General features: G+C 70.6%; 32 protein-coding genes. 30 read left to right on the forward strand and 2 right to left on the reverse strand.

The genetic code is table 11. The features are described from left to right. Nucleotides 1-71 precede the first annotated feature (71 nt). From AOP78_RS07880 to AOP78_RS07915, 8 genes are all read left to right on the forward strand, one after another. Complete coding sequence (locus AOP78_RS07880) at nucleotides 72-1,499, forward strand: ferredoxin reductase family protein (RefSeq protein WP_062202947.1); 1,428 nt, start codon at nucleotides 72-74, stop codon at nucleotides 1,497-1,499. Between the two features lie 15 nt (nucleotides 1,500-1,514). Further along, nucleotides 1,515-2,237, forward strand: a complete 723-nt coding sequence (locus AOP78_RS07885; protein ID WP_152659459.1) for an FMN-binding protein — start codon at nucleotides 1,515-1,517, stop codon at nucleotides 2,235-2,237. Between the two features lie 87 nt (nucleotides 2,238-2,324). Further along, the gene (locus AOP78_RS07890; RefSeq protein WP_062202951.1) at nucleotides 2,325-2,993 is read left to right on the forward strand and encodes an FMN-binding protein; all 669 of its coding nucleotides are present in this window, start codon (nucleotides 2,325-2,327) and stop codon (nucleotides 2,991-2,993) included. Between the two features lie 78 nt (nucleotides 2,994-3,071). Further along, nucleotides 3,072-3,488: an FMN-binding protein gene (locus AOP78_RS07895; RefSeq protein WP_062202954.1), complete on the forward strand. Its 417-nt coding sequence runs from the start codon at nucleotides 3,072-3,074 to the stop codon at nucleotides 3,486-3,488. After that, nucleotides 3,488-4,243: an FAD:protein FMN transferase gene (locus tag AOP78_RS07900; protein ID WP_062202956.1), complete on the forward strand. Its 756-nt coding sequence runs from the start codon at nucleotides 3,488-3,490 to the stop codon at nucleotides 4,241-4,243. The genes AOP78_RS07895 and AOP78_RS07900 overlap by 1 nt, the downstream gene beginning before the upstream one ends. A 161-nt stretch (nucleotides 4,244-4,404) precedes the next feature. Beyond that, nucleotides 4,405-4,872, forward strand: coding sequence for a 30S ribosomal protein S16 (gene rpsP, locus AOP78_RS07905; RefSeq protein ID WP_062202958.1), 468 nt, complete (start codon nucleotides 4,405-4,407; stop codon nucleotides 4,870-4,872). Nucleotides 4,873-4,875: 3 nt separating this feature from the next. Beyond that, nucleotides 4,876-5,106, forward strand: a complete 231-nt coding sequence (locus AOP78_RS07910; RefSeq protein ID WP_062202960.1) for a KH domain-containing protein — start codon at nucleotides 4,876-4,878, stop codon at nucleotides 5,104-5,106. Nucleotides 5,107-5,111: 5 nt separating this feature from the next. Next, nucleotides 5,112-5,627 (forward strand): hypothetical protein, encoded by a 516-nt coding sequence (locus tag AOP78_RS07915; protein WP_062202962.1) that lies wholly within the window; start codon nucleotides 5,112-5,114, stop codon nucleotides 5,625-5,627. 4 nt (nucleotides 5,628-5,631) lie between these two features. Here the strand turns inward: AOP78_RS07915 and AOP78_RS07920 are convergent, their stop codons facing one another. Then, complete coding sequence (locus AOP78_RS07920) at nucleotides 5,632-6,036, reverse strand: hypothetical protein (RefSeq protein WP_062202964.1); 405 nt, start codon at nucleotides 6,034-6,036, stop codon at nucleotides 5,632-5,634. A gap of 159 nt (nucleotides 6,037-6,195) precedes the next feature. Between AOP78_RS07920 and rimM the strand changes: the two genes are divergently transcribed. The 14 genes from rimM (at nucleotide 6,196) to AOP78_RS07990 (ending at nucleotide 18,869) form a co-directional block, all read left to right on the forward strand. Further along, nucleotides 6,196-6,732 carry a ribosome maturation factor RimM gene (gene rimM, locus AOP78_RS07925; RefSeq protein ID WP_062202966.1) on the forward strand — a complete coding sequence of 179 codons (537 nt, stop codon included), beginning with the start codon at nucleotides 6,196-6,198 and terminating at the stop codon, nucleotides 6,730-6,732. A gap of 1 nt (nucleotide 6,733) precedes the next feature. Then, entirely contained in the window at nucleotides 6,734-7,462 is a 729-nt protein-coding gene (gene trmD, locus AOP78_RS07930; protein WP_062202968.1) for a tRNA (guanosine(37)-N1)-methyltransferase TrmD, read from the forward strand. 173 nt (nucleotides 7,463-7,635) lie between these two features. Next, complete coding sequence (rplS, locus tag AOP78_RS07935) at nucleotides 7,636-7,983, forward strand: 50S ribosomal protein L19 (protein ID WP_062202970.1); 348 nt, start codon at nucleotides 7,636-7,638, stop codon at nucleotides 7,981-7,983. 125 nt (nucleotides 7,984-8,108) lie between these two features. After that, complete coding sequence (lepB, locus tag AOP78_RS07940) at nucleotides 8,109-8,699, forward strand: signal peptidase I (protein WP_236685343.1); 591 nt, start codon at nucleotides 8,109-8,111, stop codon at nucleotides 8,697-8,699. 3 nt (nucleotides 8,700-8,702) lie between these two features. Beyond that, nucleotides 8,703-9,398: a ribonuclease HII gene (rnhB, locus tag AOP78_RS07945; protein WP_236685333.1), complete on the forward strand. Its 696-nt coding sequence runs from the start codon at nucleotides 8,703-8,705 to the stop codon at nucleotides 9,396-9,398. Nucleotides 9,399-9,454: 56 nt separating this feature from the next. Continuing rightward, complete coding sequence (locus tag AOP78_RS07950) at nucleotides 9,455-9,784, forward strand: DUF2469 domain-containing protein (protein ID WP_062202974.1); 330 nt, start codon at nucleotides 9,455-9,457, stop codon at nucleotides 9,782-9,784. A gap of 48 nt (nucleotides 9,785-9,832) precedes the next feature. Continuing rightward, nucleotides 9,833-10,483: a TetR/AcrR family transcriptional regulator gene (locus AOP78_RS07955; RefSeq protein ID WP_160297608.1), complete on the forward strand. Its 651-nt coding sequence runs from the start codon at nucleotides 9,833-9,835 to the stop codon at nucleotides 10,481-10,483. 26 nt (nucleotides 10,484-10,509) lie between these two features. After that, nucleotides 10,510-12,171 carry an MDR family MFS transporter gene (locus tag AOP78_RS07960; RefSeq protein WP_062202979.1) on the forward strand — a complete coding sequence of 554 codons (1,662 nt, stop codon included), beginning with the start codon at nucleotides 10,510-10,512 and terminating at the stop codon, nucleotides 12,169-12,171. Between the two features lie 194 nt (nucleotides 12,172-12,365). Continuing rightward, nucleotides 12,366-13,715, forward strand: a complete 1,350-nt coding sequence (locus tag AOP78_RS07965; protein WP_062202981.1) for an aspartate aminotransferase family protein — start codon at nucleotides 12,366-12,368, stop codon at nucleotides 13,713-13,715. 143 nt (nucleotides 13,716-13,858) lie between these two features. Continuing rightward, on the forward strand, nucleotides 13,859-14,215 hold the full coding sequence (locus AOP78_RS07970; RefSeq protein ID WP_062202982.1) for a YraN family protein: 357 nt from the start codon (nucleotides 13,859-13,861) through the stop codon (nucleotides 14,213-14,215). Then, nucleotides 14,212-15,729 (forward strand): YifB family Mg chelatase-like AAA ATPase, encoded by a 1,518-nt coding sequence (locus tag AOP78_RS07975; RefSeq protein WP_062202984.1) that lies wholly within the window; start codon nucleotides 14,212-14,214, stop codon nucleotides 15,727-15,729. Before AOP78_RS07970 ends, AOP78_RS07975 begins: the two co-directional genes overlap by 4 nt. A 48-nt stretch (nucleotides 15,730-15,777) precedes the next feature. Continuing rightward, nucleotides 15,778-16,938, forward strand: coding sequence for a DNA-processing protein DprA (locus AOP78_RS07980; RefSeq protein ID WP_083979963.1), 1,161 nt, complete (start codon nucleotides 15,778-15,780; stop codon nucleotides 16,936-16,938). Between the two features lie 149 nt (nucleotides 16,939-17,087). Then, a complete protein-coding gene (locus AOP78_RS07985) occupies nucleotides 17,088-18,017 on the forward strand; it encodes a tyrosine recombinase XerC (RefSeq protein ID WP_062202988.1) in 930 nt (309 codons plus the stop codon). Between the two features lie 12 nt (nucleotides 18,018-18,029). Further along, nucleotides 18,030-18,869 (forward strand): sigma-70 family RNA polymerase sigma factor, encoded by an 840-nt coding sequence (locus AOP78_RS07990; RefSeq protein ID WP_062202990.1) that lies wholly within the window; start codon nucleotides 18,030-18,032, stop codon nucleotides 18,867-18,869. Here AOP78_RS07990 and AOP78_RS07995 read toward each other — a convergent pair. Then, nucleotides 18,862-19,428, reverse strand: a complete 567-nt coding sequence (locus AOP78_RS07995) for a M23 family metallopeptidase (RefSeq protein WP_236685334.1) — start codon at nucleotides 19,426-19,428, stop codon at nucleotides 18,862-18,864. The genes AOP78_RS07990 and AOP78_RS07995 overlap by 8 nt on opposite strands. 367 nt (nucleotides 19,429-19,795) lie before the next feature. Here AOP78_RS07995 and rpsB point away from each other — a divergent pair, with 367 nt between their 5' ends. From rpsB to dxr, 8 genes are read left to right on the forward strand one after another with little or no spacing between them, the layout of a single operon-like run. Next, the gene (rpsB, locus tag AOP78_RS08000; protein WP_062202992.1) at nucleotides 19,796-20,695 is read left to right on the forward strand and encodes a 30S ribosomal protein S2; all 900 of its coding nucleotides are present in this window, start codon (nucleotides 19,796-19,798) and stop codon (nucleotides 20,693-20,695) included. 25 nt (nucleotides 20,696-20,720) lie between these two features. Further along, nucleotides 20,721-21,560, forward strand: coding sequence for a translation elongation factor Ts (gene tsf, locus AOP78_RS08005; RefSeq protein WP_062202994.1), 840 nt, complete (start codon nucleotides 20,721-20,723; stop codon nucleotides 21,558-21,560). Between the two features lie 59 nt (nucleotides 21,561-21,619). Continuing rightward, nucleotides 21,620-22,363 carry a UMP kinase gene (gene pyrH, locus AOP78_RS08010; RefSeq protein WP_062202995.1) on the forward strand — a complete coding sequence of 248 codons (744 nt, stop codon included), beginning with the start codon at nucleotides 21,620-21,622 and terminating at the stop codon, nucleotides 22,361-22,363. Nucleotides 22,364-22,391: 28 nt separating this feature from the next. Continuing rightward, a complete protein-coding gene (gene frr, locus AOP78_RS08015) occupies nucleotides 22,392-22,949 on the forward strand; it encodes a ribosome recycling factor (RefSeq protein WP_062202997.1) in 558 nt (185 codons plus the stop codon). A 31-nt stretch (nucleotides 22,950-22,980) separates the two neighbouring features. Continuing rightward, nucleotides 22,981-24,021, forward strand: coding sequence for a phosphatidate cytidylyltransferase (locus AOP78_RS15480; protein WP_236685335.1), 1,041 nt, complete (start codon nucleotides 22,981-22,983; stop codon nucleotides 24,019-24,021). After that, the gene (gene rlmN, locus AOP78_RS15485; protein ID WP_062203002.1) at nucleotides 24,018-25,130 is read left to right on the forward strand and encodes a dual-specificity RNA methyltransferase RlmN; all 1,113 of its coding nucleotides are present in this window, start codon (nucleotides 24,018-24,020) and stop codon (nucleotides 25,128-25,130) included. Before AOP78_RS15480 ends, rlmN begins: the two co-directional genes overlap by 4 nt. Further along, complete coding sequence (locus AOP78_RS08030) at nucleotides 25,130-25,681, forward strand: DivIVA domain-containing protein (protein WP_062203004.1); 552 nt, start codon at nucleotides 25,130-25,132, stop codon at nucleotides 25,679-25,681. The genes rlmN and AOP78_RS08030 overlap by 1 nt, the downstream gene beginning before the upstream one ends. Further along, complete coding sequence (dxr, locus tag AOP78_RS08035) at nucleotides 25,678-26,838, forward strand: 1-deoxy-D-xylulose-5-phosphate reductoisomerase (RefSeq protein WP_201774765.1); 1,161 nt, start codon at nucleotides 25,678-25,680, stop codon at nucleotides 26,836-26,838. The genes AOP78_RS08030 and dxr overlap by 4 nt, the downstream gene beginning before the upstream one ends. Nucleotides 26,839-26,881 lie beyond the last annotated feature (43 nt).

Here is a 26,881-nt window from a genome sequence, read left to right on the forward strand (position 1 = left end):
GATACGGGCGGGAGTATCGATCCTGTCAGGTTGGAGGACACCTGGCGGAGAGACCTCGGGGAGGAGCCCGCATGACCACGATCCAGACGACGCCGCACCACCCGGCACCGGCGCGACGCCCGTCGTCGCCCGTGGCGGGCCGGCCTCGCGCAGCATCGTCGGTCCCCTCCGAGGCGGTCGCGAGGCGGAAGAGCTTCCGCGCCGACATGCTTCAGGCCGCCGTGTGGCTGATCGCCGTCACGGGCATCGCGTTCATGATCCAGTCGGGCGCGTTCCTCGACTCCGGTCTCTGGGGCTGGCTCGGGATGATCTCCCGCGCCCTCGGCATCGTGGCCGCCGTGATGATGCTCGCGCAGCTCCTGCTGGCCTCGCGGGCCCCGTGGATCGACCGCGTGATCGGGCACGACAAGGCGATCCTCCTGCACACCCAGTACGGCGTGACCTCCGTGGTCGTGATGCTTCTGCACATCGCCACCGTCACCATCGCCGACGCCCACACCGGCGGGACCAACGCGGCGTCGCAGCTGATCGACTACTGGTCCTACGACTGGTTCATGGCGTGGGCGCTCGTCTCGCTCGCCGCGACCCTCATCGTCCTGGTCACGTCGTTCGCCTCGGCGCGGGCGCGCATCCCGTACCACAAGTGGCACGCGATCCACCTGCTCAGCTACGTCTCGATCGCGCTCGCGGTCCCGCACCAGTTCCTTCAGGGCGCGACCTTCCGCAGCATGGGGGCCGCCTGGTACTTCTGGTTCGTCCTGTGGGCAGGAGCGGGTGCCGCGTTCCTGTACTGGCGCGTCGTGAAGCCCATCGTCCTCAACCGCCGCCACCGCCTCACGGTGACCGCGGTGGCGCACGAGACCGACGGCTCGGTCACCCTCACGCTCGCCGGCGACGCCGTCTCCCGCATCGGCGCTCGCTCGGGGCAGTTCCTCAACATCGCCTTCGGACGCTACGCGTTCCTTCGCGAGATGCACCCCTACTCGCTGTCCGCCGCCCCCGGCGACACGCTCCGCATCACGGTGAAGCCGCTCGGCGACGCCTCCTCCCGGCTCGGCGACCTCCAGGTCGGCACGGCCGCCTGGATCGAGGGCCCCCTGGGGATCTTCACGCACGAGCAGCGCACCGGACGGGACGTCATGCTCATCGGCGCGGGCATCGGCGTCACGCCGATCCGCGCCCTCCTCGAGGACGCGCCGGGTCACGGATCCGTGTCGGTGATCGTCCGCGGTCGCTCCCGCGAGGAGATCCCGCTGCTCGACGAGATCGAGCAGCTGTCGGCGGATCGCGGGGCCCGATTCGCGACCCTCCTCGGACGCCGCGGCACCACCTGGGGGACCGCGCTCCACCCGGTGACCCTCGTCGGAGCGATCAAGGACCCTAGCGACACCGACATCTACATCTGCGGACCCGAGCAGTGGGGACGTCAGGTCCAGGACGACGCCCTCGCGGCAGGCGTCCCGGCCTACGCGATCCACCGCGAAGAGTTCACCTGGTAAGCGGCGGGGACTCATATGAAGACCTCACGCGCAGTCATGGTCGGCGGAGCCGCCGCCGCGATCCTCACGACAGGGTGGGTCACGGCCCCTCGAGCCGACGAGTCGGTCGCGTACGCCGCATCGTCGGACTCGGACTCGTCAGGAACGACGCTGGGCGACGGCACGGATGATGCCGATGACTCGACCACCGACGACTCGACCACCGACGACTCGACCGACGACTCCGAGTCGAGCGACGACTCGGGCCTCACGCTCGAGCAGGACTCGGGCGACGCATCGACCGACGACTCGACGACCCCCGACGACGCCACCGCTCCCGACGGCTCCGACCGGGGCTTCGGCGACGGCGAGGCGCCTCAGGGCGGAGGCGGCCACGGCGGCCAGGGAGGACCGCCGGGATCCGGCGGCGAGCAGAGCACCGGCACCCTCGACGACTCGGCGACCACCGCGGGCGACACCGACGGCACCTCCTACACCGGCGCATCGGTCCAGACCCGCTACGGCTCGTTCTCGGTGCAGATCACCGTGGTCGACGGCGAGGTGACCGGCATCACCATGGTCGAGTCGGGTCAGACCGACCACGAGTCGATCCAGATCAACTCGAACGCGCTCCCGCAGCTCATGCAGGAGGTCCTCGACACGCAGAGCTCCGACGTCACCTACGTCTCGGGCGCGAGCTTCACCTCGCAGGGCTTCGCACAGTCCGTGGCCGACGCGTTCGACCAGGCGGGGCTGTGATGATCGTCAGCCGCACCGTCGCGCACGCCCCGGCGGCGCACGACCACTCATAAGGCAACACCCCTCGAGGGCGAAAGGAGAGCAGAGATGAAGACAGGACGGGCATTCATGGTCGGCGGCGCCGCCGCGGCCATCCTCACGACCGGTTGGGCGCTCGCACCCCACGCCTCCGGGACCGTCGCGTACGCCTCATCGTCGGACTCGAGCGCGACCGACTCGACATCCACGGACTCGACGACGGATTCGACGTCCACCGATTCGACGGCCGACTCGACGACGGATTCGAGCGCGACCGACTCGACGTCCACGGACTCGACGTCCACCGGGTCGACGAGCGACGCGGCATCGTCGGACTCGAGCACGTCTGACTCGAGCACGTCCGACGCGACGTCCACGGACTCGACGACCACCGGCTCGACGAGCGACACCGCATCGTCCGACTCGACGACCACCGACTCGACGACCTCCGACTCCTCGGCGGACGGCACCTACACGGGTGAGGCGGTCCAGACCCGCTACGGCGTCTACCAGGTGGAGATCACGGTCTCCGGTGGCGAGGTCACCGACGTCACCCTGGTCCAGGAAGGCGCGAGCGACCGCGAGTCGACGCAGATCAAGTCGGTGGCGCTGCCTGAGCTCATCCAGGAGGTCCTGGACACGCAGAGTTCCGACGTCAGCTACATCTCGGGCGCGAGCTTCACGTCGCAGGGCTTCGCCCAGTCGGTGGCCGATGCGTTCGACCAGGCGGGCCTGTGATGGTCCGCGCCGCACACGTCCCCTCATGCCGCGTCCCCAGCGACGACCTCGCCCGCCACGGGCGGAAGGAGAACTGAGATGAAGACCTCACGCGCATTCATGGTCGGCGGCGCCGCCGCCGCGGCCCTGACCGCCGGGTGGGCGCTCACCCCCAAGGACTCGAGCACGTCGGCGTACGCCTCGACATCGGACTCGACGGACACCTCGTCCTCCGACTCCGACGGCACCTACACGGGCGAGGCGGTCCAGACCCGCTACGGCGTCTACCAGGTCGAGATCACGGTCTCGGGCGGCGAGGTCACCGACGTGACCCTCGTGCAGGAGGGCGAGACCGACCACGAGTCGGAGCAGATCAAGTCGGTGGCGCTGCCGGAGCTCATCCAGGAGGTCCTGGACACGCAGAGCTCCGACGTCACCTACGTCTCGGGCGCGAGCTTCACCTCCGAGGGCTTCGCGCAGTCCGTGGCCGACGCCTTCGACCAGGCCGGACTCTGATGATCGTCTCCGCGCACGCCATGGCGATGGAGTTCACGCTTCACGTGGACGACTCCGTCGACAAGGATGTGCTCGCGACGACCATGGATCACGTCGAGCGCGATCTGATCTGGGTGGACGAGGTGTTCTCCACCTTCAAGGAGGACTCCTGCATCTCCCGCATCGGGCGTGGGGAGACCACTGTAGAGGAATGCCCTCCCGCGGTCGCTCAGGTGCTCGACATGTGCGCCGAGTACCGCGACGCCACGGGTGGCGCCTTCGACGCCGTGAGGCCCGACGGTCGCATCGACCCCACCGGCATCGTCAAGACCTGGGCCATGGAACGGGTGCGCTGGCGTCTCGACTCCCTGCCCGTGCGCGGCTGGATGTGGGGATGCGCGGGGGATGCGACGGTCTCCGGCCAGGGCCCGGACGATGGCAGGGTCTGGCGGGTGGGGATCGCTCACCCCGAGAGCCGGTTCCAGTCCGTCGGCACGGTCGTGCTCGGTGGCCGGAGGACCGCCATCGCGACCTCCGGGACCACGATCCACGCGGACCACATCTGGCCGACGACCGACGACGGCGCGAGGTATGTTCAGGCGAGCGTGGTCGGAGACGACCTCGTCGCATGCGACGCCTGGGCCACCGCGATCGTCGCTGGTGGCGAGAAGGCCGCGCTCGCGGCGCAGGAGCACGGTCTCGACGTGCTCGCGCTGCGCCTCGTCGACGGCAAGGTGCTCGCGGACCGCTCGCCCGGCTGGAGCTGGGCGGCCTGAGGCCCGCGCGTCGCCGCAGGGCGCCCGCATCTGGCATACTTGACCGCTAGCGCGTACGGCCCTCTACCCGTGCGAGCGATTCGTCTTGCCGGACCGACCTCCCCGTGATTCCCCGGGGGCGCGAGGTCAGGCTCATACCGAATGATCAAGGAGACCGCAGCATGGCTGTGAAGATTCGTCTGAAGCGCTTCGGCAAGAAGCGCGCCCCGTTCTACCGCGTCGTCGTCATGGACTCGCGCACCAAGCGCGATGGCCGTGCCATCGAGGAGATCGGCAAGTACCACCCCACCGAGGAGCCCTCGGTCATCGAGATTGACTCCGAGCGTGCGCAGTACTGGCTCTCCGTCGGCGCGCAGCCGACCGAGCAGGTCACGGCGCTGCTGAAGCTGACCGGCGACTGGGGCACGTTCAAGGGCGAGAAGGGTGCCACGAGCACCGTCAAGGGCGCTGCCGCCAAGGTCGACGCCGCCGACGCCATCAAGGCTCACGCCGACGCCGCGGAGAAGGCCAAGGCCGCCGCCGCCGCGAAGAAGGCCGACGACGCGAAGGCTGCCGCCGCTGAGGCTGAGGCCGCCGAGGCGCCCGCCGAGGACGCGGCCCCTGAGGCCGCCGAGTCCGAGGAGAACTAAGCGATGGTCCTCGACGCCCTGGAGTTCCTTGTCCGCAGCATCGTCCGCAACCCGGACGACGTGCGCGTCACCGAGCGCTCGGGGCGTCGAGGCACCACGCTGAACGTGGTCGTCCACCCCGACGACCTCCCGCGCGTGATCGGCCGCCGTGGCCGCACCGCGCAGGCGATCCGCACCGTGGTCGACGCCGTCGCGCGCGATGACGTGCGGGTCAACATCGTCGACGTCGCCTGACGTCCATGGCGGACATCGTGCTCCGCGCCCAGCGCCCCTCGGTCGGCAGGCTCGTCCTGCCAGGCCTGGGGGCGTTGTTCATGCTCGCGCTCTCCGTCGTCTCGATCGCCAACGTCGTGATCGCCCCCGCGACGGTCGCCGTCGTCCTCATGGTCGTGATCGTGCCGACCACGGCGTGGCTGTGGTGGGATCTCGCGAAGGCGCTCGGGCTCGCCCCGCTCGCGAAGGCCGAGATCTCCTCCGACGCGATCGTCGTGCATGCCCCGATGCTCGGATGGCGGGGACGGCGGAAGGCCATGGTCCCGGGAGCCCTGGTCAAGGTCGACGTCCTTCGCCAGTCGGGATTCATGGGCGCGACGTACCTGTACACGTTCTCGCAGGACGATCACAGGACGACCGTCGTCGGGCCCGCCTCGGTGCGTGAGGCGGATCTCGACGCCTTCGCCGACGCGCTCGCTGAGGTCGACAGCCCGCTTGAGATCGGGGTCATGGAGCTCGGCAGGGGACGAGGCCGCCGCTAGGCGGTCAGTGGCCGGCGAACCACCGGCTCGCGTGCGAGGTCCACAGCAGCGCGAGCGTCACCATCGCGAGCACGGACGACACGGCGACGGTGCCGAGCGCGGTCCAGCCGAGCATCCCCCAGGCGGCGCCCTGCGTGCCCAGGCGCGTCACCAGCAGCCCCGACACCATCGCTCGCACCATCGGCGTGCCGTCCGGCAGCAGCACCGCCACCGCCCCGGTGAGGATGCCGAGGGCGAGGAGCGCGGACCCGATCAGCGCGAGTCGCTCCGCGGAGCCGCCCGCGCGCTCCACCGCCGACTCGTCGAGCGCCATCGAGAGCGCCGCCACGCCGGCCACCGTGTCGAGAGCAGCGGTGCTCCATGCGAGCGCGGTCGCCGCGACGACCGTGCGAGGGCGGGTACGTGCCATCGTCCACCTCCGTGCGGGGCCCTCCGGTCCATCGGCCCTGGCAATAGCGTGGCATCTGGTGTCAGATGATGCGAGTTGGACGCTCCGGAGGATGCCCAGGGCAGTCCCTGCGGAGTCGAGGGGCCGCCTGCCTCGGTGCCCGGCCCTAGGCTTGTCCGCATGAACGTGACTGTGGCGCGCATCGGACGCGCGCATGGCTTGAAGGGCGAGGTGACGGTCGAGCTCCGCACGGACGTGCCGGAGGAGCGGCTCGCGAAGGGGGCCGTCTTCGCGACGGAGCCCGCGGAGGCGGGGCCGCTCACGATCGCGAGCACGCGGGTGCAGGCGGGTCGCTGGTACGTGCGGTTCGAGCAGATCGCGGACCGCAACGCCGCTGACGCGGCCCGCGGCGTGTCTCTCGTGATGGACGCCGACGAGGGCGACGAGGACGATGCCTGGTACGTCCACGAGCTCGTCGGCCTGACGGCCGTGCGCCCCGATGGCACGGAGATCGGCACGGTCGTGGATCTGCAGTCGATGCCCGCCCAGGATCTCCTGGTCGTCAAGCAGCCGGGAGGTTTCCGGGCGATGATCCCGTTCGTCACGCAGTTCGTGCCCGAGGTGGACGTCGAGGCCGGCCGCGTCGTGCTCGATCCTCCGCATGGGCTGCTCGCGGGCGAGGAGCCCGAGGCGACCGGCGAGACGACGGGGGGCTGACGTGCGCGTCGATGTCGTGACGATCTTCCCCGAGTTCTTCCAGGTGCTCGACGTGTCGCTGCTGGGCAAGGCGCGCCAGGCGGCGCTCGTCGAGACCCACGTGCACCAGCTGCGCGACTGGGCGGCGTTCAAGGCCGACGGCACTCCCGACGCGCACCGCACCGTGGACGATGCGCCGTTCGGCGGCGGCGCGGGCATGGTGATGAAGCCCGACGTGTGGGGCAAGGCGTTGGACGATGTGCTGCAGCCGGGTGCGGTGCTGCTCATCCCGAGCCCTGCCGGCGTGCCCTTCACCCAGGCGCTGGCGGCCGAGCTCGCTCAGGCGCCCCAGATCGTGTTCGCGTGCGGGCGCTACGAGGGCATCGACGCGCGCGTCGCCGAGCATTACGCGGGCGCCGGCTTCCGCGTGCTCGAGGTCAGCCTCGGTGACTACGTGCTCAACGGGGGAGAGGTCGCGGCCTTCGCGATGATCGAGGCGATCACGCGCCTGATCCCGGGCTTCATGGGCAACGCCGAGTCGATCGTCGAGGAGTCGCACTCCGATGGTCTGCTCGAGTACCCGTCGTACACGCGGCCCGCGTCGTGGCGCGGTCATGACGTGCCCGACGTCCTGCTGAGCGGCCACCACGGGAGGGTGGCCGAGTGGCGCCACGAGCAGCAGGTGGAGCGCACGCGCGAGCGTCGGCCCGACATGCTCGCGGCGCTCGAGCCCGGTGAGTCCGGCTCGTAGCAGGGGGCGATCGTTGGGGATGCCGGGGACGATGTGGCACAATGGTCAGTCGGCGCGCCCGGCGCTCACACCTGCCACAGGGGGTGGAGCATCGGCCCGGAGCGCGGCATTCACTTACGTAGCCTTCGGGCAGAACCGCATGGTGACCTGTGGCATGTGCGAGGAGAGACGTCATGCAGAAGCTTGACTCCGTCGTCGCGGGCCAGATCCGCGATGACATCCCGGACTTCCGCGCCGGTGACACCGTCAACGTCCACGTGAAGGTCATCGAGGGCAACCGCTCGCGTATCCAGGTCTTCAAGGGCGTCGTGATCGCCCGCCACGGCAAGGGCATCGGCGAGACCTTCACGGTCCGCAAGATCTCGTTCGGCGTGGGCGTCGAGCGCAAGTTCCCGATCAACGCGCCGACCATCGACAAGCTCGAGGTCGTGTCGCGCGGTGACGTGCGTCGCGCGAAGCTGTACTACCTCCGCGGTCTGCGCGGCAAGGCCGCTCGCATCCGCGAGAAGCGCGAGAACTAGTCATCAGCGCATCCACGCAGCAGCCGGCGGACGGGGAGCCAACCCCGTCCGCCGGCGCTCGTGTATGGGCCTGGTTCCGGGAGATCGGGATCATCGTCGTCGCGGCGCTGGTCCTGTCCCTCATCATCAAGACCTTCTTCTTCCAGTCGTTCTGGATCCCTTCCGGGTCGATGCATCCGACGCTCGTGGAGGGCGACCGCATCCTCGTCACCAAGTGGCGTCCGGATCCCCTCGAGCTGCGGCGCGGCGACGTCGTCGTGTTCAAGGATCCGGGAGGCTGGCTCTCCGGCTCTGAGACCGTCGAGGCCACGGGCGTGCGCAAGGTCGCGCAGGACGTCCTGCAGTTCGTCGGGCTTCTGCCCGAGGATGCGGGCGAGCACCTGGTCAAGCGCGTGATCGGCCTGCCCGGCGACGAGATCGTGTGCGAGAGCGCCGACAGCCAGGTGATGGTCAACGGCGTCTACCTCGACGAGGACTACCTCGCCGAGGGCTCCCAGCCGTGCGGCGCCGAGTTCACCGTCACCGTCCCCGACGACTCGCTGTGGGTCATGGGCGACAACCGGGACAACTCCGCCGACTCCCGGTATCACATGGGACTTCCCGGCGGCGGCTCGATCCCGCTCAGCTCCGTCGTCGGAACCGCCTTCGTGACGGTCTGGCCGATCGAGAACTGGGGTGGCATCGGCAACCCGCTCGTGGATTCGGGCCAGGCCTGATCCGTGCTCACCGCCGTCTCGCTCGAGCATGAGCGCGCCCTGTGGGACGCCGGCGCCCGCGTGGTCGCCGGCATCGACGAGGTGGGCAGGGGAGCGCTCGCCGGCCCCGTGAGCGTGGGGCTGTGCGCCGTCGCTCCGCGCGAGGACTGGCCTGACGGCCTCGCCGACTCCAAGCAGCTCACCCCCGCGAGGCGGGACCGGATGGCCATCGAGCTCGCCGACTACGGCGTCGCGCGAGCCGTGGCCCACGCGCAGGCGAGCGAGATCGATGAGCACGGCATCGTCGGCGCGCTGCGGCTCGCCGGCCTGCGCGCACTCGCCTCGCTCGCCGCTGACGGCGTCGTCGTCGACGCGATCCTGCTCGACGGCACGCACGACTGGCTCACCCCGCCCGCCGCCGACCTGTTCGCCGCCGACGCCGGCGACCCGCTCGTCGTCCTGGTTCCAGACGCCCCTCCCGTGGCCCCGGTCACCACCGTCGTCAAGGGCGACGGCAAGTGCGCGTCCATCGCCGCCGGGTCGGTCCTCGCGAAGGTCGAGCGCGACGCGCTCATGACCGCTGCGGACGCCGATCACCCCGCGTACGGGTGGGCGCGCAACAAGGGCTACGGCGCCCCGGTGCACCTCACGGCGCTGCGCAAGCAGGGACCGAGCCCGCTGCATCGGCTCAGCTGGTCGCTTCCTCAGCGCGACGTGTAGGCGCCACGCACGGGTCACATCGCGTCACCGCGGCGCTCATCGGCCACAATGGGAGGGTGAGCAGCGAGGACCTGGAGAACTACGAGACCGAGGCGGAGCTGGCGCTCTACCGTGAGTACCGCGACGTGGTGGGCCTGTTCCAGTACGTCGTCGAGACCGAGCGTCGGTTCTATCTGGCGAACAAGGTCGACCTTCAGGTGCGGGCCTCCGGTGGGGACGTCTACTTCGAGGTCAGCATGACGGACGCCTGGGTGTGGGACGTGTACCGCTCGGCGCGGCTCGTGAAGAAGGTGCGCGTCGTGACGTTCAAGGACGTCAACATCGAGGAGCTCGCGCACGACGACGACCCGACGATCCCGGACATCAGGCAGCTCCGAGGGAGATAGTTCACACGTGGTTGACTAAATCTTGCAGAGTCTGCAACAATGCAGAACATGCAAGATTTGATCGAGGCGACCCCCCAGGCCTGTGAGGGGCTGCGTGAGCGCAAGCTGCGGCTCGCGCGCAACGCCACCCAGAAGGCCGCGATCGAGCTGTGCCTCGAGCACGGCCTCGACGCCGTCACGGTCGAGATGATCGCCGACCGCGCGGGCATCTCCGCCCGCACGTTCTACAACTACTTCGGCACCCGCGAGGCCGCGCTGATCGGCGAGGGCCGACCCGAGCCGACCGAGGCGCACATCGCCCGGTTCATCGAGCGCGACGACGCGAGCGACGTCGAGGCCTTCGCCCTCATGATGACGTCCGCGTGGATCGAGGCCGAGCCCGACGCCGAGCTCTTCACCCTGCGCCATCGACTGTTCGAGGCGGAGCCGACGCTCGCCGCCGCCAACCTGTCCCGCATCGGCGACGCGCGCGAACGACTCGCCGACATCGCCGCCCTGCGCCTGCGCGCCCAGCGCCCCGACCTCGACGGGGAGGCGCTCGCGCTCGAGTCCTCGCTCGTCGTCGCGCTCGCCATGGGCGCGCTCCAGACCATCGGACGACGCTGGCTCGCGAGCGGCTCCGACATCTCCCACATGAAGCAGATGATCCACGAGCTCGTGCCGATCGTCCGTCGCCTCACCCAGACCTCTCGCCACTAGGCGAGCACCATCGCAAGGAGTTCCCGTTGACTGACATCACTGCTGAGCCGCGCCCTGACGCGGCCGCCGCGCCCGACCGGCGCGGCATCCTCCTCGTCTTCGTCGGCCTCATGACAGCCATGCTGCTGTCCGCGCTCGACCAGACGATCTTCTCGACCGCGCTGCCGACCATCGTCGGCGACCTCGACGGCGTCGACCACATGCTGTGGGTCACCACGGCCTACATCCTCGCCGCGACGATCATGATGCCGGTCTACGGCAAGCTCGGCGACCTTGTCGGCCGCAAGTCGCTCTTCCTCGGAGCGATCGGACTGTTCATGATCGGCTCGGTCGTCGGGGCGCTGTCCACCGGCATGACCGAGCTCATCGTCGGGCGCGCGATCCAGGGGCTCGGAGGCGGTGGCCTCATGATCCTGTCGCAGGCCGTCATCGCCGACATCGTCCCGGCGCGCGAGCGCGGCAAGTACATGGGGCTCATGGGCGGCGTGTTCGCGCTCGCGTCCGTGATCGGCCCGCTGCTCGGCGGCTGGTTCACCGAGTCCGTCGGCTGGCAGTGGTGCATGTGGATCAACGTGCCGCTCGGCATCCTCGCGATGGCCTCGGTCGCGATCTTCCTCCACCCGGCCCCGCAGGACCGTGAGAAGCCCAAGCTGGACATCGCCGGCATGCTCCTCATCGCGATCGCCTCGGCCTCGCTCGTCCTCGTCACGTCGTGGGGCGGCGGCCAGTACGAGTGGGACTCGGCGGTCATCCTGTCGCTCATCGGCCTCACCGTGGTCGCGGGCATCGCGTTCGTGATGGTCGAGCGTCGCGCCGTCGAGCCGATCATGCCGATGACGCTGTTCACCGAGCGCAACTTCACGCTCACGACCGGCGCGGGCCTGCTCATGGGCATCGCGATGTTCGGCACGCTCGCGTACATGCCCACCTACCTTCAGATGGTGGCGCAGGTCGACGCGACCGAGGCCGGCCTGCTCATGATCCCGATGATGGGCACGATGCTGCCCACGTCGATCATCGTGGGTCGCGTCGTCAGCAGGACGGGCCGGTACAAGTGGTACCCCGTCTCCGGCGCGGTCGTGATGGCCGCCGCGATGTACCTGCTGTCGACCATGACCTACGACCAGCCGCTGTGGCTGACCTGCGCCTACCTCGCGGTCTTCGGCGCGGGGCTCGGACTGATGATGCAGACGCTCGTCCTCATCGTGCAGAACACGTTCCCGCTGCGCATGGTGGGCACCGCGACCGCGGCGAACAACTACTTCCGCCAGATCGGCGCCTCGCTCGGCGCCGCCGTCGTCGGCTCGATCTTCACCAACAACCTGGTGGACCTGCTGTCCGACCGCGTCGCTGCCGGCACCGCCGACCTCAGCGACGCCAACTCGCTCACGCCGTCCGCGGTGCTCGAGCTTCCGCAGGAGATGCAGGACGTCATCGTGAGCTCGTACAACGACGCGCTCACCCCTGTGTTCCTCTACATCGTGCCGCTCGCGCTGATCGCGCTCGTGCTGCTCATGTTCGTCAAGGAGGTGCCGCTGCGCACCACGCTCGAGCGCGACGAGGCCGCGGCGTCGGCCGCGGACGGCGCGGACATGGACGATGCGGGAGTCGACGCCGAGTCCGGGATCGCACCGGTCCTGGTCGGGGCCGCGGACGATGCGAGGGCTCAGGAGCCGGCCGACCGCTGACATCGTCGTGGGCGCCTCGCGCGGGTCCTCAAGGCCTGCGCGGGGCGCCCGCGTCGTTCGTGGCGAAGAATTTACGCGTCCGTAACCCGGCGGCGCCGTGGGACGTCTCGAATGGCCGAAGGCGCCCGCGGGAGACGGCAGGATGGTGGCACGGAGGCGCGCCATCGGCGGGCTCGGACGAGACGGGGGCAAGCATGGCCGGATCGAGCATCCTCGAGGGCAACAGCTTCCGCGCGGACGCGGGGGAGCGGCTCGGCGAGCGCGCTGCCGCGCTGATCGACGACCGTGCCAGGCTGCTCGGGCCGGCCTATCGGCTGTTCTACTCCCGGCCGGTACACCTCGTGCGAGGCGAGGGAACGTACCTGTACGACGCCGACGGGGTCGAGTACCTCGACGTCTTCAACAACGTGCCCGCGGTCGGGCACGGCAACGAGCGGGTCGCTCAGGCGGTGGGCGCTCAGGCCGCGACGCTCAACACGCACACCCGGTACCTCCTCGACGGGCTCACCGCCTACGCCGACGACCTGCTCGGCACGATGCCAGGGCTCGACCAGGTGATGTTCACGAACTCCGGATCGGAGTCCAACGACCTCGCGATCCGCGTCGCGCGTGCGGCGACCGGCGGCACGGGCATCATCGTCACGAGCGAGGCGTACCACGGGACGTCGTACCTCACGTCCGGCGCGAGCCCCGCGATGGGCGAGGGATTCGCGCTGCTGCCGGAGGTCCGCGTGATCCCGGCGCCCGACACCTACAGGCTCGGGGACGATGCGGTGGACGCGGCCTCGCTCGGCGCCTGGATGGCCGCGCGCTACCGGGAGGCGGTGGACTCCCTCGCTGACGCAGGGCTCAAGCCCGCGGCGCTGCTGCTCGACTCGATCATGGCGTCGGACGGCGTGTTCCCCGATCCCCGTGGCTTCCTCGCCCCCGTGCTCGACGCGGTCCACGGCTCGGGTGCGATGTGGATCGCCGACGAGGTGCAGACCGGGCTCGCACGCGTCGGGGACGCGATGTGGGGCTTCGAGCGCCACGGCATCGTCCCCGACCTCGTGACGTGCGGCAAGGCGATGGGCAACGGCATCCCCGTGTCCGCGATGGCGGCGCGCTCCGAGGTCCTCGCGCCGTTCGCGACGCGGGTGCCGTACTTCAACACCTTCGGGGGCAACCCGGTCTCGATCGCGGCGGCTCAGGCGGTGCTCGACGAGATCCGCGACCGCGATCTGATGGCGTCCGCGGCGAAGGTCGGCGCGGTGCTGCGCGACGGGATCCGTGCGATCGCCGCGGACCATCCTCGCCTCGCCGATGTGCGTGGAACGGGCCTGTACAACGCGGTCGAGGTGGTCCGCGACCCCGCGACCCGCGTCGCCGACACGGATGCGGCGCTCGCGCTCGTCAACGCTCTGCGCGAGCGGCGGGTGCTCGTGTCGCCCTCGGGCCCGGCCTCCAACGTCATCAAGGTCAGGCCCCCGCTCGTGTTCGGGATGCGCGAGGCCGAGCGGTTCCTGACCGAGCTCGCGGGAGCCGCGTCCGACCTCGGCCTCTGACCCTCGCGGTGGGTCTCGGGGTGGCACCCCCGTCGTCAGCGTCGTCCCCAGGACCTCGCGATCCCGGCCGCATCCACAGTCTCGAGACCCTCGCCCCCGAGCAGGCGGCGCGCCGCCCACGCTGGCACTCACGGAGGTGAGGCATGGCGGCGAAGGACGCGGTGGGCAGGTACGGGGAGGATCTCGTCGTGCGGCGGCTGGCCGAGCGGGGCTGGGTGGTCCTCGCGAGGAACTGGAGGTGCCGCGAGGGCGAGATCGACATCGTCGCCACCGAAGGCGACGCGCTCGTGGTCGTCGAGGTCAAGACCCGGCGCGGCGCGTCGATGGGCGCGCCGCAGGAGGCGGTGACGGTTCGCAAGCTCGCCCGGCTGCGCAGGCTCGCCGCGGCGTGGCTGGCCGCCCAGGACCGAAGGTGGCCGGAGGTGCGGATCGACGTGGTCGCCGTGACGCTTCCGCGCGCGGGCGCCGCGCGCCTCGAGCACCTCAGGGCCGTCGGATGATCGGACGCACCCGCTCCGTGGTCCTCGTGGGTCTCACCGGGCACCTGATCGAGGTCGAGGCGCATCTCGCCGCCTCGCTTCCCGCCTTCACGATCGTCGGTCTGCCCGACACGGCGCTGGGCGAGGCGCGCGACAGGGTGCGGGCGGCGACGTCGTCCTCGGGGCTGCTCTGGCCCGCGCGCAGGGTGACGGTCAACCTCACTCCGGCGTCCCTGCCCAAGTCGGGCTCCGTCACGGACCTCGCGATCGCCGTCGCGGCCCTCGTGGCCGCCGACCAGATCCCTCCCGCGGCCCCCGCGTCGGCCGTGCATCTTGGAGAGCTCGGCCTCGACGGTCGCGTGCGGCCGGTGCGCGGGATCCTGCCGATGGTCGCCGGCGCGGTCGAGGCAGGTCTGACGCGCATCGTGGTGCCGGTCGGGAACCTCGCGGAGGCGAGGCTCGTGGAGGGCGCCGACGTGCTCGGGGTCGCGAGCCTCGCCGAGCTGCTCGCGATGTACGGCAGCACCGAGGCGGTCGCGACCGCGTCCGAGCCCGTTCTCGAGGCGCCGCCGCCGGTGTCGCACGCGAACCGCGTCGACCTGTCCGATGTCCAGGGCCAGGCGGACGCCCGGTGGGCGCTCGAGGTCGCTGCGGCAGGCGGTCACCATCTCCTCATGACCGGGCCTCCCGGCACGGGCAAGACGATGCTCGCGGAGAGGCTGCCGGGAATCCTCCCCGACCTGCCCGCGCGCGAGGCGGTGGCGGCCACCTCGGTCCACTCGCTCGCGGGCACTCTCGATCCCTCCGCAGGCCTGATCAGCCGACCGCCGTTCGAGGCACCCCACCACAGCGCGAGCGCGGCCGCGATCGTCGGCGGCGGGGCACGGCTGGCCCGACCCGGCGCGATCTCCCGCGCCCACGGCGGCGTGCTGTTCCTCGACGAGGCACCGGAGTTCTCGGCGCGCGTGCTGCAGACCCTCCGCCAACCGCTCGAGTCCGGTGAGATCGTGCTGCACCGCGCGCACGGCGCGGTCCGCTATCCGGCCCGCTTCCAGCTGGTGCTCGCCGCGAACCCATGCCCCTGCGGTCGCTTCCACGGCAACGGAGCCGGATGCACCTGCACCCCGCTCGAGCGACGTCGCTACCTGAGCAGGCTGTCCGGGCCGCTCCTGGACCGCGTCGACCTTCAGGTCGCGGTCCTTCCGGTCAGGCTCGGCGCCGCAGCAGGAGGTGAGGCGGAGAGCAGCGTCGAGGTCGCGGCGCGCGTCGCGGCGGCGAGGCGACGGGCGCGTGAACGGCTCGCAGACGCGGGATGGCGGATGAATGCCGAGGTGGCGGGCGCCTGGCTGCGCGCGCGCACGTCGGGTCCAGCGTGTGCGCCAGCGTGGCGCGCGCTCGAGCGGGGCCTCGTGTCCGCGAGGGGAGCGGACCGCGCGTTGAGAGTCGCGTGGACCCTCGCCGACCTCGATGGGGACGAGGCTCCCGGAGCCGCGCACGTCGAGCAGGCCTTGCTGCTGCGCAGGGGCGACTCATGAGACCTGCGGGGAGCAGGGTGGTTGGCGAGAGTGGGAGGCGAGCTGATCATGGCGGACATCGCTGAGGCAGACGCATGGGTCGCGTGGAGCGCCCTCGCGGAGCCCCTCGACGCCTCGGCAGGGGCGCTGCTCGCCTCCCTCGGGCCGCTCGAGGCGCTGCGATGGCTGCGCGAGGCGGGCCCGAGCCGGTCCAGGGCGCAGGCCGGGCTTCTCGAGCGGCTCGGCCCTGACGTGGACTCGCGCGCCCTCGGGCGGATCGCGGCCGCGACGGAGCGCTGGAGCCAGCGGCTGGCCGGCGCCGATCCCCGCGAGCTGCGGCGTCGCACGGCCGCCGCCGGCGCGGAGGTCGTGACCCCTGCTGACGACGGGTGGCCCGTGACGATGCGTGACCTGGGCCCCGCGATGCCGTCGGCGCTGTACGTGCGGGGAGGGCAGATCGCCCCGCTCCTCGCCGGAGCCGTCGCGCTCGTCGGGTCGCGAGCCGCGACGTCCTACGGCGAACACGTGGCCGCCGACCTGGCGGCGGGCATCGTGGGTGACGGTCGAGCGGTCGTCTCGGGAGGCGCCTACGGGATCGATGCTGCGGCGCACCGGGGAGCGCTCGCGGCGGGCGGCCCGACGGTCGCGGTGATGGCCGGAGGAGTGGATCGCTGGTATCCGACGGGTACCGCGAGCCTGCGGGACGAGGTCGTCCGGAGCGGCTGCGTGGTGAGCGAGGTGCCTCCGGGCCGGGCGCCGCATCGGAGCAGGTTCCTCAGCCGCAACAGGCTGATCGCGTGTGCCGCCGGAACCGTGGTGGTGGAGGCGGCGTATCGTTCGGGCGCGCTCAGCACGGCCCGTCATGCCGCAGAGCTCGGACGCCCCGTGGGCGCAGTGCCGGGGCCGGTGACCTCGGCCGCCTCGGCGGGATGCCATGCGCTGGTGCGCGACGTCGGGGCGGTGCTCATCACGTCCGCAGCCGAGGCGCTCGAGCTCGTGGGGCCGATCGGGTCGGGCGGCCCTCCCGAGAAGCGCGACGAGGACGGATTCGCGTCCCAGGCGGAGCGCGCGGCCTTCGACGGCGTGGGCCCGCGCGGAGCGTCTCTCGAGCAGGTCGCGCTGTCCGCGGCCCTCACCCCCAGTGAGGCCAGGCGGGCGTTGGCCGGGCTCGCCTCAGCGGGGCGGGTCGAGCTCGTCGAGGGGACCTACCGCAGACGCCGCGCGGCATGAGGGCAACCAGGCCCGTGGGTCGCTGCGGCGGCCTCTCCAGGCTGGTAAACGGACAAAAGGGTGACATCTGAGAATATTCTCAGAAATAGATGTGACAAATGTGACTAGAGGGGTTGATTTGACTGGAGTGACGATGCCAGGGTGTCGATATGCCGATAACGCCACGGGCCGCGCACAGCGCGTTGCTCACCGCCTTCGAGGGTCACCTGCGCCATGAGCGCGGCCTCTCGGAGAACACGGTGCGCGCCTACGTGGGCGACCTTGCGCACCTTGTGGACTCGCTCGGCCAGCCCGAGGCCGACGTCGACGCGCTGCTCACCGCGGTAGCGCTCGCCGACCTTCGCGCGTGGCTCGCGACGATGGCGGCCGAGGGCCTGAGCAGGACGACGCTCGCGCGGCGCGGCGCATCGGTCCGCTCGTTCTACGCGTGGGCGCACGACTCGGGCCGACTCGACGCCAACCCCGCGCTGCGGCTCGCCTCGGCCAGGCCCGCCTCCACGATCCCCGACGTGATCTCGACGCACGACGTGCTCACCCTGCTCGAGGTCGCGCGTCAGCGCTGCGACGACGGCGACGCCATGCACCTGCGCGATTGGGTCGCCGCCGAGCTGCTGTACGCGACCGGCATGCGCGTCGGCGAGCTCGTCGGAGTCGACGTCGTCGATGTCGATCTGCGCGAGCGCCTCGTGCGGGTGATGGGCAAGGGCGGCAAGGAGCGCATGGTGCCCTTCGGAGAGCCCGCGGCCAAGGCCGTTGAGGAGTGGCTCGCGCGGGGACGTTCCGCGCTCGCGAACGCCGCCTCCGGCGACGCGCTGCTCGTCGGTCGGCGGGGCACCCGCGCCGACCAGCGGCAGGTGCGGGAATCGATCCACCGCCTGTGCCGGCTGGCGGGCGTGCCGGACATCGCGCCGCATGGGCTGCGCCACAGCGCAGCCACGCACCTGCTCGACGGGGGCTCCGATCTCCGCTCGGTCCAAGAGGTTCTCGGTCACGCGAGCCTCACCACCACCCAGCGATACACCCATGTCTCCGCAGAACGGCTGCGGTCCGCCTACCAACTCGCACATCCGCGCGCATAAGAGGGGAATGCCATGTCGGAGCTGAACACGGTGCTGAAGCACCTCGAGTCCACACCTGAGCCACAGGAGGTCCGCGCGCAGGCGCCGACGGCGGAGGGAGACCGACGGTGGACCGCGCTGCAGCACGGAGACGTGCACGAGCGCCGGGCCGCGCGCGACACGATCATCACCGACTACGCGCCCCTCGTGACCCACGTCGCGTCGCGCATGATCGGCCGCCTTCCGGAGTCCGTCGAGCTGGGCGACCTGGTCTCCTACGGCATGTTCGGGCTCATCGACGCGGTCGAGAAGTTCGAGCCGGAGCGCGGATTCAAGTTCGAGACCTACGCGAGCCAGCGCATCCGCGGCGCCATCATCGACGAGCTCCGCGCGGCGGACTGGGTCCCGCGCTCGGTGCGAGCGAAGGCTCGCGCGGTCGAGACCGCCACGCGGCAGCTCGAGCAGCGGCTCCAGGGTCGCGTCACGGACGAGATGATCGCCGAGCAGCTCGAATGGCAGACTGCCGAGGTCCGCACGGTGCGGGCCCAGGTGGCGCTCAGCCATGTCGCGGCCCTCGACACCCTCGGGGGCGTGGGGGACGACGTGACCGCCCTCGACACCGTGGCCGCGCTCGCGGTGCCGGGCGCGTCGCGCAGCGTGGAGCACCACGAGACCCGCTCGCTCCTTGCCGACGCTGTCCAGCAGGTTCGCGAGAGGGAGCAGGAGGTGCTCCGGCTGTACTACTACGAGAACCTCACGCTCGCCCAGATCGGCAAGATCCTCGGCGTCACGGAGTCGCGGGTCTCGCAGATCCACTCGGCCGCGGTGAAGAAGCTGCGCGAGACCCTCGTCAAGACCGGAGCGTTCAGCTGACGTCCACCGCCTTGAGGCGGATCGGGCCCCACCCGGCGGTCCAGTCGAGCGGGTCCAGGTAGACGTCACCGCGCTTGAGGCCCCAATGGAGGCAGGCCCGCGGAGCGCAATGTCCGACGTCGGGGTCCGTCGCCGACTCCTGCACCGTGCCGATGGCCTCGCCTGCCATCACGATGTCTCCCGCGGAGACGGTCGCATCGACCGGCTGCAGCGTCGTCCGCAGGCCTGCGGTCACCGAGACCACCACGACCCCACGGCCCGCCACGACGCCCGCGAAGGTCACCTCGCCAGTGGCGGGGGAGAGCACCGCGGCGCCGACCACGGTCGAGAGGTCCACTCCACGATGTCCTGGCAGCCAGTCCTTGGATGGGATATCGGCCCCGTGGAGCACGAGCATCCGTGTCGTCGGTGGCTGCAGCAGCGGTTCCGGAATGATGCCTGGGGAATCCGACGCGGTGGCCACCGACGCCGTCGTGGCCTCGGCCGAGACTCCGACGCCGAGCATCAGGATCAGCGCCGCTGTGAGCGCGTACGCGGGGCGAGTATGGGGCAGGTTCATGGGGCGAGCCTCGCCGGACGGAGCGCCCCGCGCTCGCGTGCGACCGCGCGCTGGGGAAGGCCCTGTCAGGCGTCGGGCCTGGGGACGACGACGCCGTCGTCCTCCGGTCGCTGAGGCAAGGCCTCGTCAGGTATGATCGACCCCGCATCCGGCATGCCCGGATGACGTCGCGCGCCTATCGCGCCCGGGACCGTCTCGCACGGAACCGGGAGGCGCCGGGGACGCAAGGTCCGAGTTCGCTCGGTGCGGAACCGCGCAGGTGCCAGGGATCCGCTCCCACCCAGGGAGCGGATCGTCAACCGAACAACGGCGGGTGAGCCCGCCACGACATCATGCACGTGGCATCGCGTGCGGAAAAGGAAGTGCCATGGCCGTCGTGACCATGCGCCAGCTGCTCGACTCGGGTGTCCACTTCGGACACCAGACCAGCCGTTGGAACCCCAAGATGAAGCGCTTCATCTTCACCGAGCGCAACGGCATCTACATCATCGACCTTCAGCAGTCGCTGTCGAAGATCGACGCCGCCTACGAGTTCGTCCGCGAGACCGTCGCCCACGGCGGCACGATCCTCTTCGTCGGCACGAAGCGTCAGGCGCAGGAGACCATCGCCGAGCAGGCCGCGCGCGTGGGCATGCCCTACGTGAACGAGCGCTGGCTGGGCGGCATGCTCACCAACTTCCAGACGGTGAGCAAGCGCGTCGCGCGCCTCAAGGAGCTCGAGCTCATCGACTTCGACGACGTCGCCGGCTCGGGCCGCACCAAGAAGGAGCTGCTGGGTCTGCGCCGCGAGAAGGACAAGCTCGCCAAGACCCTCGGCGGCATCCGTGACATGGGCAAGGTCCCGTCGGCCATCTGGGTCGTCGACACCAACAAGGAGCACCTCGCGATCGACGAGGCCCAGAAGCTTCAGATCCCTGTTGTCGGCATCCTCGACTCGAACTGCGACCCCGACGATGTCGCGTACGGCATCCCGGGCAACGACGACGCGATCCGCTCCGTCGGCCTGCTCACCCGCGTGATCGCGGACGCGGTCGCGGACGGCATCAAGCAGCGTCACGCCGTGAAGTCGGGCACCGAGGCCGAGGCCGAGGGCACCGAGGAGCCGCTGGCCGAGTGGGAGCAGGAGCTCCTGGACGGCGCGAAGGCCGAGGAGACCCCCGCTGAGGAGGCCCCCGCCGCTGACGCCCCCGCCGCCGAGGCCGTCGAGGCCGAGGCTGAGACCACCCCCGCCGCCGAGGCCGTCGAGGCCCCCGCCGCGGACAAGTAAGCGACGAGTCGAAGGACGCATCCATATGGCTAACTACACCGTTGCCGACATCCAGGCGCTCCGTGAGCGCACCGGTGCCGGCATGCTCGACGTCAAGAAGGCGCTCGACGAGGCGGACGGCAACATCGACGCCGCCGTCGACATCCTTCGCGTCAAGGGACTCAAGGGCGTTGCGAAGCGCGAGGGCCGCTCGGCCTCCGAGGGCCTCGTCATCACGCAGATCTCGGACGTCGACGGCGGCCAGGTCGGCACGCTGATCGAGCTCAACTCCGAGACGGACTTTGTCGCGAAGAACGAGAAGTTCATCACCCTCGCGAACGACGTGCTCGCCGCCGTCGCCGCGGCCGGTGCCGCTGACGCCGAGGCTGCTGCCGCGGCCCCGATCGAGGACACCACGGTCGGCGCGTACATCGACGCCGCCGCCGGCACCCTCGGTGAGAAGATCGTGCTCCGTCGCGTCGCTCGCGTCGAGGCCCCGGTCGTCTCCGAGTACCTGCACCGCACCAACAAGGACCTCCCGGCTCAGGTCGGCGTCCTCGTCGGCTCGGACGCGAAGGCCGCCGAGGTCGCCCGCGACATCGCGATGCACATCGCCGCGTACTCGCCGATCTACCTCGTCCGCGACGACGCCCCCGAGGAGACGATCGCCAACGAGCGCCGCGTCGCCGAGGAGACCGCCAAGGCGGAGGGCAAGCCGGAGGCCGCGCTTCCGAAGATCGTCGAGGGCCGCCTCAACGGCTACTTCAAGGAGAACACCCTGGTCGACCAGGCGTTCGCCAAGGACCCCAAGACGACCGTCGGCAAGGTCATCGAGGCGACCGGTGGTCAGGTGACCGCCTTCGCCCGCTTCCGTGTGGGAGCCTAGGCTCTAGTCGGAAGACACCCTTCAGCATCAACCGCGCCGCGTCGCCTAGGAGGCAAGCAATGTCCGAGACCACCACGATCCCGGACACGGCCCCTCCGGCGGCGCGGCGCGTGCTGTTGAAGCTCTCGGGAGAGATGTTCGGGGGCGGCGGCATCGGCGTCGACCCCGACGTCATCTCCCGTGTCGCCCACGAGATCGCCGCGGCGGTCCAGCAGGGCGTGCAGGTCGCCATCGTCGTCGGTGGAGGCAACTTCTTCCGCGGCGCCGAGCTCAGCCAGCGCGGCATGGAGCGGGCGCGCGCGGACTACATGGGCATGCTCGGCACCGTGATGAACGCGCTCGCGCTGCAGGACTTCCTCGAGCAGTCCGGCGTCGCGACGCGCGTGCAGACCGCCATCACGATGGGGCAGGTCGCGGAGCCGTACATCCCGCTGCGCGCGATTCGCCACATGGAGAAGGGCCGCGTCGTCATCTTCGCGGCCGGCGCGGGCATGCCCTACTTCTCGACCGACACCGTCTCGGTCCAGCGCGCGCTCGAGACCCGCTGCACCGAGGTGATCATGGGCAAGAACGGCGTGGACGGCGTCTACACCGCCGACCCGCGCACGGACTCCTCGGCGCGCAAGCTCGACCACGTGACCTACCGTGACGCGCTTCAGCAGCGTCTGAACGTGATGGATGCCTCGGCGTTCTCGCTCGCCATGGACAACCGCGTCCCGATGGTCGTGTTCGGGCTCGAGGAGCATGGCAACGTGACGAAGGCCCTGCTGGGTGAGAGAATCGGGACGCTCGTGACGGCCTGACAGGCCGCACTGACAAGGAGACACAGACGTGATTGACGAGATCCTCCTCGAGGCCGAGGACAACATGGACAAGGCCGTCGCCGTGGCCAAGGACAACTTCGCCAACATCCGCTCGGGCCAGGCCTCCGCGGCCATGTTCGCGAACATCGCGGTGGACTACTACGGTGCGCCGACGCCGCTGCAGCAGCTCGCCTCGATCTCCGTGCCCGAGCCGCGCATGGTCACCATCTCTCCCTACGACGCCTCGGCGAAGAAGGAGATCGAGAAGGCGCTGCGCAGCTCGGACCTGGGCGTGAACCCCACGGACGACGGCAACGTGCTGCGCATCAACATGCCGCAGCTGACGGAGGAGCGCCGCCGCGACTACGTCAAGCTCGCGAAGACGCGCGCGGAGGACGCCAAGGTCACCATCCGCAACATGCGCCGCAAGGCCAAGGACCTCATCGACGCCGCCGTGAAGGACGGCGAGGTCGGCGAGGACGAGGGCACCCGCGGTGAGAAGGACCTTGACGCGATGACCAAGAAGCACGTCGAGGTGATCGACGCGCTCCTCAGCCACAAGGAGAGCGAGCTGCTCGCCGTCTGATGCGTGCAGCGAGCGCATCGTGGGGCTGTCGATGAGGTGGGGACGGCGCCGACCGGCGCAACCCGACACCGCCCATGAGGCGGGGCCTCAGTTCAAGCCCGACGGCAGCGTCGTCTGGCCGACCCCTCAGGGGACGGGCACCGACCTGACCTACCTCGACGCCGAGGGCGATGGCCTCGACGACGACCTTGAGCTGTCCGACGCCGCCTCGGCGGATGAGTACGACGCAGCGCCGACCGCACTGCCCGCCAGCAAGGGCGGTCGCAACATGGCGGTCGCGACGTCGGTGGGCGTCGGGCTGCTGGTGGTGGCACTGTTCGCCGCGTGGCTCGACGCGTGGGTCTTCGCGGTGCTCGTGTACGCGTTCCTGCTGCTCGCCACGCTCGAATGGCGCAGCGCGCTGCTCGGCCAGGGACGACGGGTGCCGGCGGTGCCCCTGGTCCTGGCCACGCTGGGCATCGGCACCGCGACCTGGTTCGGCCGGGCCGAGGGCCTCACCGTCGCCGTGCTGGTGGGGCTCGCGGGCATGGTCGCGTGGCGCGCGACGGACGAGCGCGTCGAGAACACGCTCGCCGACTCCCTCGCATCGATGTTCACCCTGATGTGGATCCCGTTCCTGGGCTCCTTCATCATCCTGATGGAGCAGGCGGACGACGGCTGGCAGCGCGTCGTGGTGTTCGTCGTCGCCGTGGTCGGCAACGACACGGGAGGCCTCTTCGCGGGGATGCGGTGGGGCAGGCACAAGCTCGCCCCGTCGATCAGCCCCAACAAGACGTGGGAGGGCATGATCGGCGGCGTGCTCCTGGGCACGGTCGCCGCGACGGTCGCCGCGGCGCTCCTGTTCGACGGCCGCTGGTGGCTCGGCACCCTCGTGGGCCTCGCCTGCACGGGGGCCGCGGTGCTCGGCGACCTCGCCGAGTCGTCGATCAAGCGCGACATCGAGGTGAAGGACATGAGCTCCCTCATCCCCGGCCACGGCGGCGTCATGGACAGGCTCGACTCGCTCCTGCTCGCCGCTCCCGCCGCCTACGTCATCTTCGCAGCCATCCTCGGTACCTTGGGGGGACGATGAGCACTCCGGTCAAGCTGACCTTCGCCGCACCGCGCAGGGGCAAGCCCCCGCGCCACTTCGCTGATCTCACGGTCGATGAGCGCAAGGAGGCGATGCGCGAGCTCGGGCAGCCGTCGTTCCGCGCCAAGCAGCTCGCGACGCACTACTTCGATCACCTCACGGTGGACGCCGCCGACATGACGGACCTGCCGGCTGACGCGCGCGAGGAGATGGTCGAGGCGCTCTTCCCGCCACTGATGACCCCGATCCGGTCGCTCGAGGCCGACAAGGGCGCCACGCAGAAGACGCTGTGGAGCCTTCACGACGGCGTCAAGGTCGAGTCGGTGCTGATGAAGTACCCGGATCGAGCGACGCTGTGCGTGACGAGCCAGGCCGGCTGCGGCATGGCCTGCCCGTTCTGCGCCACCGGCCAGATGGGACTGACCCGCAACCTCTCGGCTGCCGAGATCATCGAGCAGGTGCGTCTCGCGGCACGGTCCGCGCGCGACGGCGATCTGGGGGAGGGCGTTCGGCTGTCGAACGTCGTCTTCATGGGCATGGGCGAGCCGCTCGCCAACTACAAGACGGTCATGACGGCCGTGCGCGCGCTCGTCGCGCCCGAGCCGCTCGGCTTCGGGCTGTCCGCGCGCCACGTCACGGTCTCCACCGTCGGACTCGTGCCCGCGATCGACAAGCTCTCCAAGGAGGGCATCCCGGTGACGCTCGCGCTGTCGCTGCACGCTCCCGACGATGAGCTGCGCGACGAGCTCGTGCCGATCAACACGCGCTGGAAGGTCGACGAGGCGCTCGACGCCGCGCGCCGGTACTTCGACGCGACCGGGCGCCGCGTCAGCATCGAGTACGCGCTCATCCGCGACATCAACGACCATGCGCACCGCGCCGACCTGCTCGGCGAGAAGCTTGCCGCGCGTGGCACGGGCTGGGTCCACGTGAACCCCATCCCGCTGAACCCGACGCCGGGCTCCAAGTGGACGGCGTCGGACCCCGCGGTGGAGGACGAGTTCGTGCGCCGGCTGCGGGCCCACGGCATCCCCACGACGATCCGGGACACCCGGGGCAGCGACATCGACGGCGCCTGCGGTCAGCTGGCGATCAAGGAGGACGACTGATGGCGGACCTGTTCCCGCGCGCGGGCTGGCTCAAGATCGGCTACAGCCGCGAGCACGTCGATGCGTTCTTCACGCACGCGCGTGAGGCCTACGAGGACATGGAGGGCGACTCCATGGCGGCGCTCGACGTGAGGCGCGCCTCGTTCGATCTCAAGCGCGGCGGGTATGCGACGCAGCCGGTGGACGCCGCGCTCGACCGTCTCGAGCAGGCCTTCTCCACCCGAGCCAGGGACAACTACGTGCGCGACCACGGGCAGCAGGCGTGGTTCGCCGAGCTGGCCACGCACGCTCAGGTCCTCTACCCGCGTCTGCGTCGGCCCCAGGGCGAGCGGTTCGACCGCCCGCGCGGGATCTCCGGGGGGTACGACGCCAAGGCGGTCGACGAGGTGCTGGACCGCATGACGAGCTTCTTCGACAAGGGCGAGCCCCTCAACGTCGAGGACCTCCGCAGCCTCACCTTCAAGCGCCGCGCCAAGTGGCGTGCCTACGACGAGCGCGTGGTCGACGCGTATCTCGCCCGGGCGGTGGACATCCTGCTCGGCGTCGCGTGATGCCCCGTACCGTCTCCCTGCTGGGTTCGACGGGCTCGATCGGCACCCAGGCGATCGACGTCATCGTCCGCAATCCCGAGTCGTTCGACGTGGTCGCGCTCGCGGCGGGCGGCGCCGACCCCGCGCTGCTCGCGGACCAGGCCGCTCGGGTGCGGCCGGGTCTCGTGGCCGTGGCAAGGGACGATGCGAGGGGCGACGTGGTCGAGGCGCTCGCCGCGCGCGGCGTGCGGGCGGAGGTGATCGCAGGGGACGATGCGGTCGCGACGGCCGCCGGCATCGGCGCCGACACGGTCCTCAACGGGGTCACGGGCTCGGTGGGGCTCAGGCCCACCCTCGCCGCGCTCGAGGCGGGATCCACGCTCGCGCTCGCGAACAAGGAGTCGCTCGTCGCGGGCGGGGTGCTCGTGAAGCGCGCCGTGCGGCGCGAGGGGCAGATCGTGCCGGTCGACTCGGAGCATTCGGCGCTCGCGCAGGCGCTGCGCTCGGGATCGTCTGACGAGGTGAAGCGCCTGGTGCTGACCGCGTCGGGAGGCGCCTTCCGCGGCTGGACGCGCGACATGCTCCAGGGGGTCACCCCCGAGCAGGCCCTCAAGCACCCCAACTGGGACATGGGCCCGGTCGTCACGATGAACTCGGCCTCGATGGTCAACAAGGCGCTCGAGGTGATCGAGGCCCACCTGCTGTTCGACGTGCCGATGGACCGCATCGACGTCGTGGTCCACCCGCAGTCGATCGTGCACTCCATGGTCGAGTTCGTCGACGGCTCGACCATCGCGCAGGCCTCGCCGCCCGACATGCGGCTCCCGATCGCGCTCGGGTTGGGATGGCCCGACCGCGTCGCGGACGCCGCTCCCGGGCTCGACTGGACGCAGGCGCAGTCGTGGGACTTCCACCCGCTCGACGAGGACGCGTTCCCCGCGATCCGCGTCGCGAGGGCCGCGGTGGCCGAGTCGGGACTGCATCCCGCGGTGTTCAATGCCGCCAACGAGGAGTGCGTCGCGGCCTTCGCGGCCGGCGATCTTCCGTTCCTCGGGATCGTCGAGACGGTGCGGAGCGTTGTCGAGGAGTATGAGGCTCCCGGTGACATCACGCTGGACGCCGTGGATGAGGCGGAGCGATGGGCCAGACGGGCCGCGCGCACCGCGATCCGCGGATGACCCGCGTCGTCCCTGTGCCTCCCGAGAACAGACCTACGGTGGC

The sequence above is a fragment of the Demequina salsinemoris genome (assembly GCF_000974805.1).
GTDB lineage: Bacteria > Actinomycetota > Actinomycetes > Actinomycetales > Demequinaceae > Demequina > Demequina salsinemoris.

What these genes read in the sequence shown, in the direction of transcription:
- AOP78_RS07880 (WP_062202947.1), top strand. Translation starts at nt 72, where the DNA reads ATGACCACGATCCAGACGACGCCGCACCACCCGGCACCGGCGCGACGC.
- AOP78_RS07885 (WP_152659459.1), top strand. Translation starts at nt 1,515, where the DNA reads ATGAAGACCTCACGCGCAGTCATGGTCGGCGGAGCCGCCGCCGCGATC.
- AOP78_RS07890 (WP_062202951.1), top strand. Translation starts at nt 2,325, where the DNA reads ATGAAGACAGGACGGGCATTCATGGTCGGCGGCGCCGCCGCGGCCATC.
- AOP78_RS07895 (WP_062202954.1), top strand. Translation starts at nt 3,072, where the DNA reads ATGAAGACCTCACGCGCATTCATGGTCGGCGGCGCCGCCGCCGCGGCC.
- AOP78_RS07900 (WP_062202956.1), top strand. Translation starts at nt 3,488, where the DNA reads ATGATCGTCTCCGCGCACGCCATGGCGATGGAGTTCACGCTTCACGTG.
- rpsP (WP_062202958.1), top strand. Translation starts at nt 4,405, where the DNA reads ATGGCTGTGAAGATTCGTCTGAAGCGCTTCGGCAAGAAGCGCGCCCCG.
- AOP78_RS07910 (WP_062202960.1), top strand. Translation starts at nt 4,876, where the DNA reads ATGGTCCTCGACGCCCTGGAGTTCCTTGTCCGCAGCATCGTCCGCAAC.
- AOP78_RS07915 (WP_062202962.1), top strand. Translation starts at nt 5,112, where the DNA reads ATGGCGGACATCGTGCTCCGCGCCCAGCGCCCCTCGGTCGGCAGGCTC.
- AOP78_RS07920 (WP_062202964.1), bottom strand. Translation starts at nt 6,036, where the DNA reads ATGGCACGTACCCGCCCTCGCACGGTCGTCGCGGCGACCGCGCTCGCA.
- rimM (WP_062202966.1), top strand. Translation starts at nt 6,196, where the DNA reads ATGAACGTGACTGTGGCGCGCATCGGACGCGCGCATGGCTTGAAGGGC.
- rplS (WP_062202970.1), top strand. Translation starts at nt 7,636, where the DNA reads ATGCAGAAGCTTGACTCCGTCGTCGCGGGCCAGATCCGCGATGACATC.
- AOP78_RS07955 (WP_160297608.1), top strand. Translation starts at nt 9,833, where the DNA reads ATGCAAGATTTGATCGAGGCGACCCCCCAGGCCTGTGAGGGGCTGCGT.
- AOP78_RS07965 (WP_062202981.1), top strand. Translation starts at nt 12,366, where the DNA reads ATGGCCGGATCGAGCATCCTCGAGGGCAACAGCTTCCGCGCGGACGCG.
- AOP78_RS07970 (WP_062202982.1), top strand. Translation starts at nt 13,859, where the DNA reads ATGGCGGCGAAGGACGCGGTGGGCAGGTACGGGGAGGATCTCGTCGTG.
- AOP78_RS07975 (WP_062202984.1), top strand. Translation starts at nt 14,212, where the DNA reads ATGATCGGACGCACCCGCTCCGTGGTCCTCGTGGGTCTCACCGGGCAC.
- AOP78_RS07980 (WP_083979963.1), top strand. Translation starts at nt 15,778, where the DNA reads ATGGCGGACATCGCTGAGGCAGACGCATGGGTCGCGTGGAGCGCCCTC.
- AOP78_RS07985 (WP_062202988.1), top strand. Translation starts at nt 17,088, where the DNA reads ATGCCGATAACGCCACGGGCCGCGCACAGCGCGTTGCTCACCGCCTTC.
- AOP78_RS07990 (WP_062202990.1), top strand. Translation starts at nt 18,030, where the DNA reads ATGTCGGAGCTGAACACGGTGCTGAAGCACCTCGAGTCCACACCTGAG.
- AOP78_RS07995 (WP_236685334.1), bottom strand. Translation starts at nt 19,428, where the DNA reads ATGAACCTGCCCCATACTCGCCCCGCGTACGCGCTCACAGCGGCGCTG.
- rpsB (WP_062202992.1), top strand. Translation starts at nt 19,796, where the DNA reads ATGGCCGTCGTGACCATGCGCCAGCTGCTCGACTCGGGTGTCCACTTC.
- tsf (WP_062202994.1), top strand. Translation starts at nt 20,721, where the DNA reads ATGGCTAACTACACCGTTGCCGACATCCAGGCGCTCCGTGAGCGCACC.
- pyrH (WP_062202995.1), top strand. Translation starts at nt 21,620, where the DNA reads ATGTCCGAGACCACCACGATCCCGGACACGGCCCCTCCGGCGGCGCGG.
- AOP78_RS15480 (WP_236685335.1), top strand. Translation starts at nt 22,981, where the DNA reads ATGAGGTGGGGACGGCGCCGACCGGCGCAACCCGACACCGCCCATGAG.
- rlmN (WP_062203002.1), top strand. Translation starts at nt 24,018, where the DNA reads ATGAGCACTCCGGTCAAGCTGACCTTCGCCGCACCGCGCAGGGGCAAG.
- AOP78_RS08030 (WP_062203004.1), top strand. Translation starts at nt 25,130, where the DNA reads ATGGCGGACCTGTTCCCGCGCGCGGGCTGGCTCAAGATCGGCTACAGC.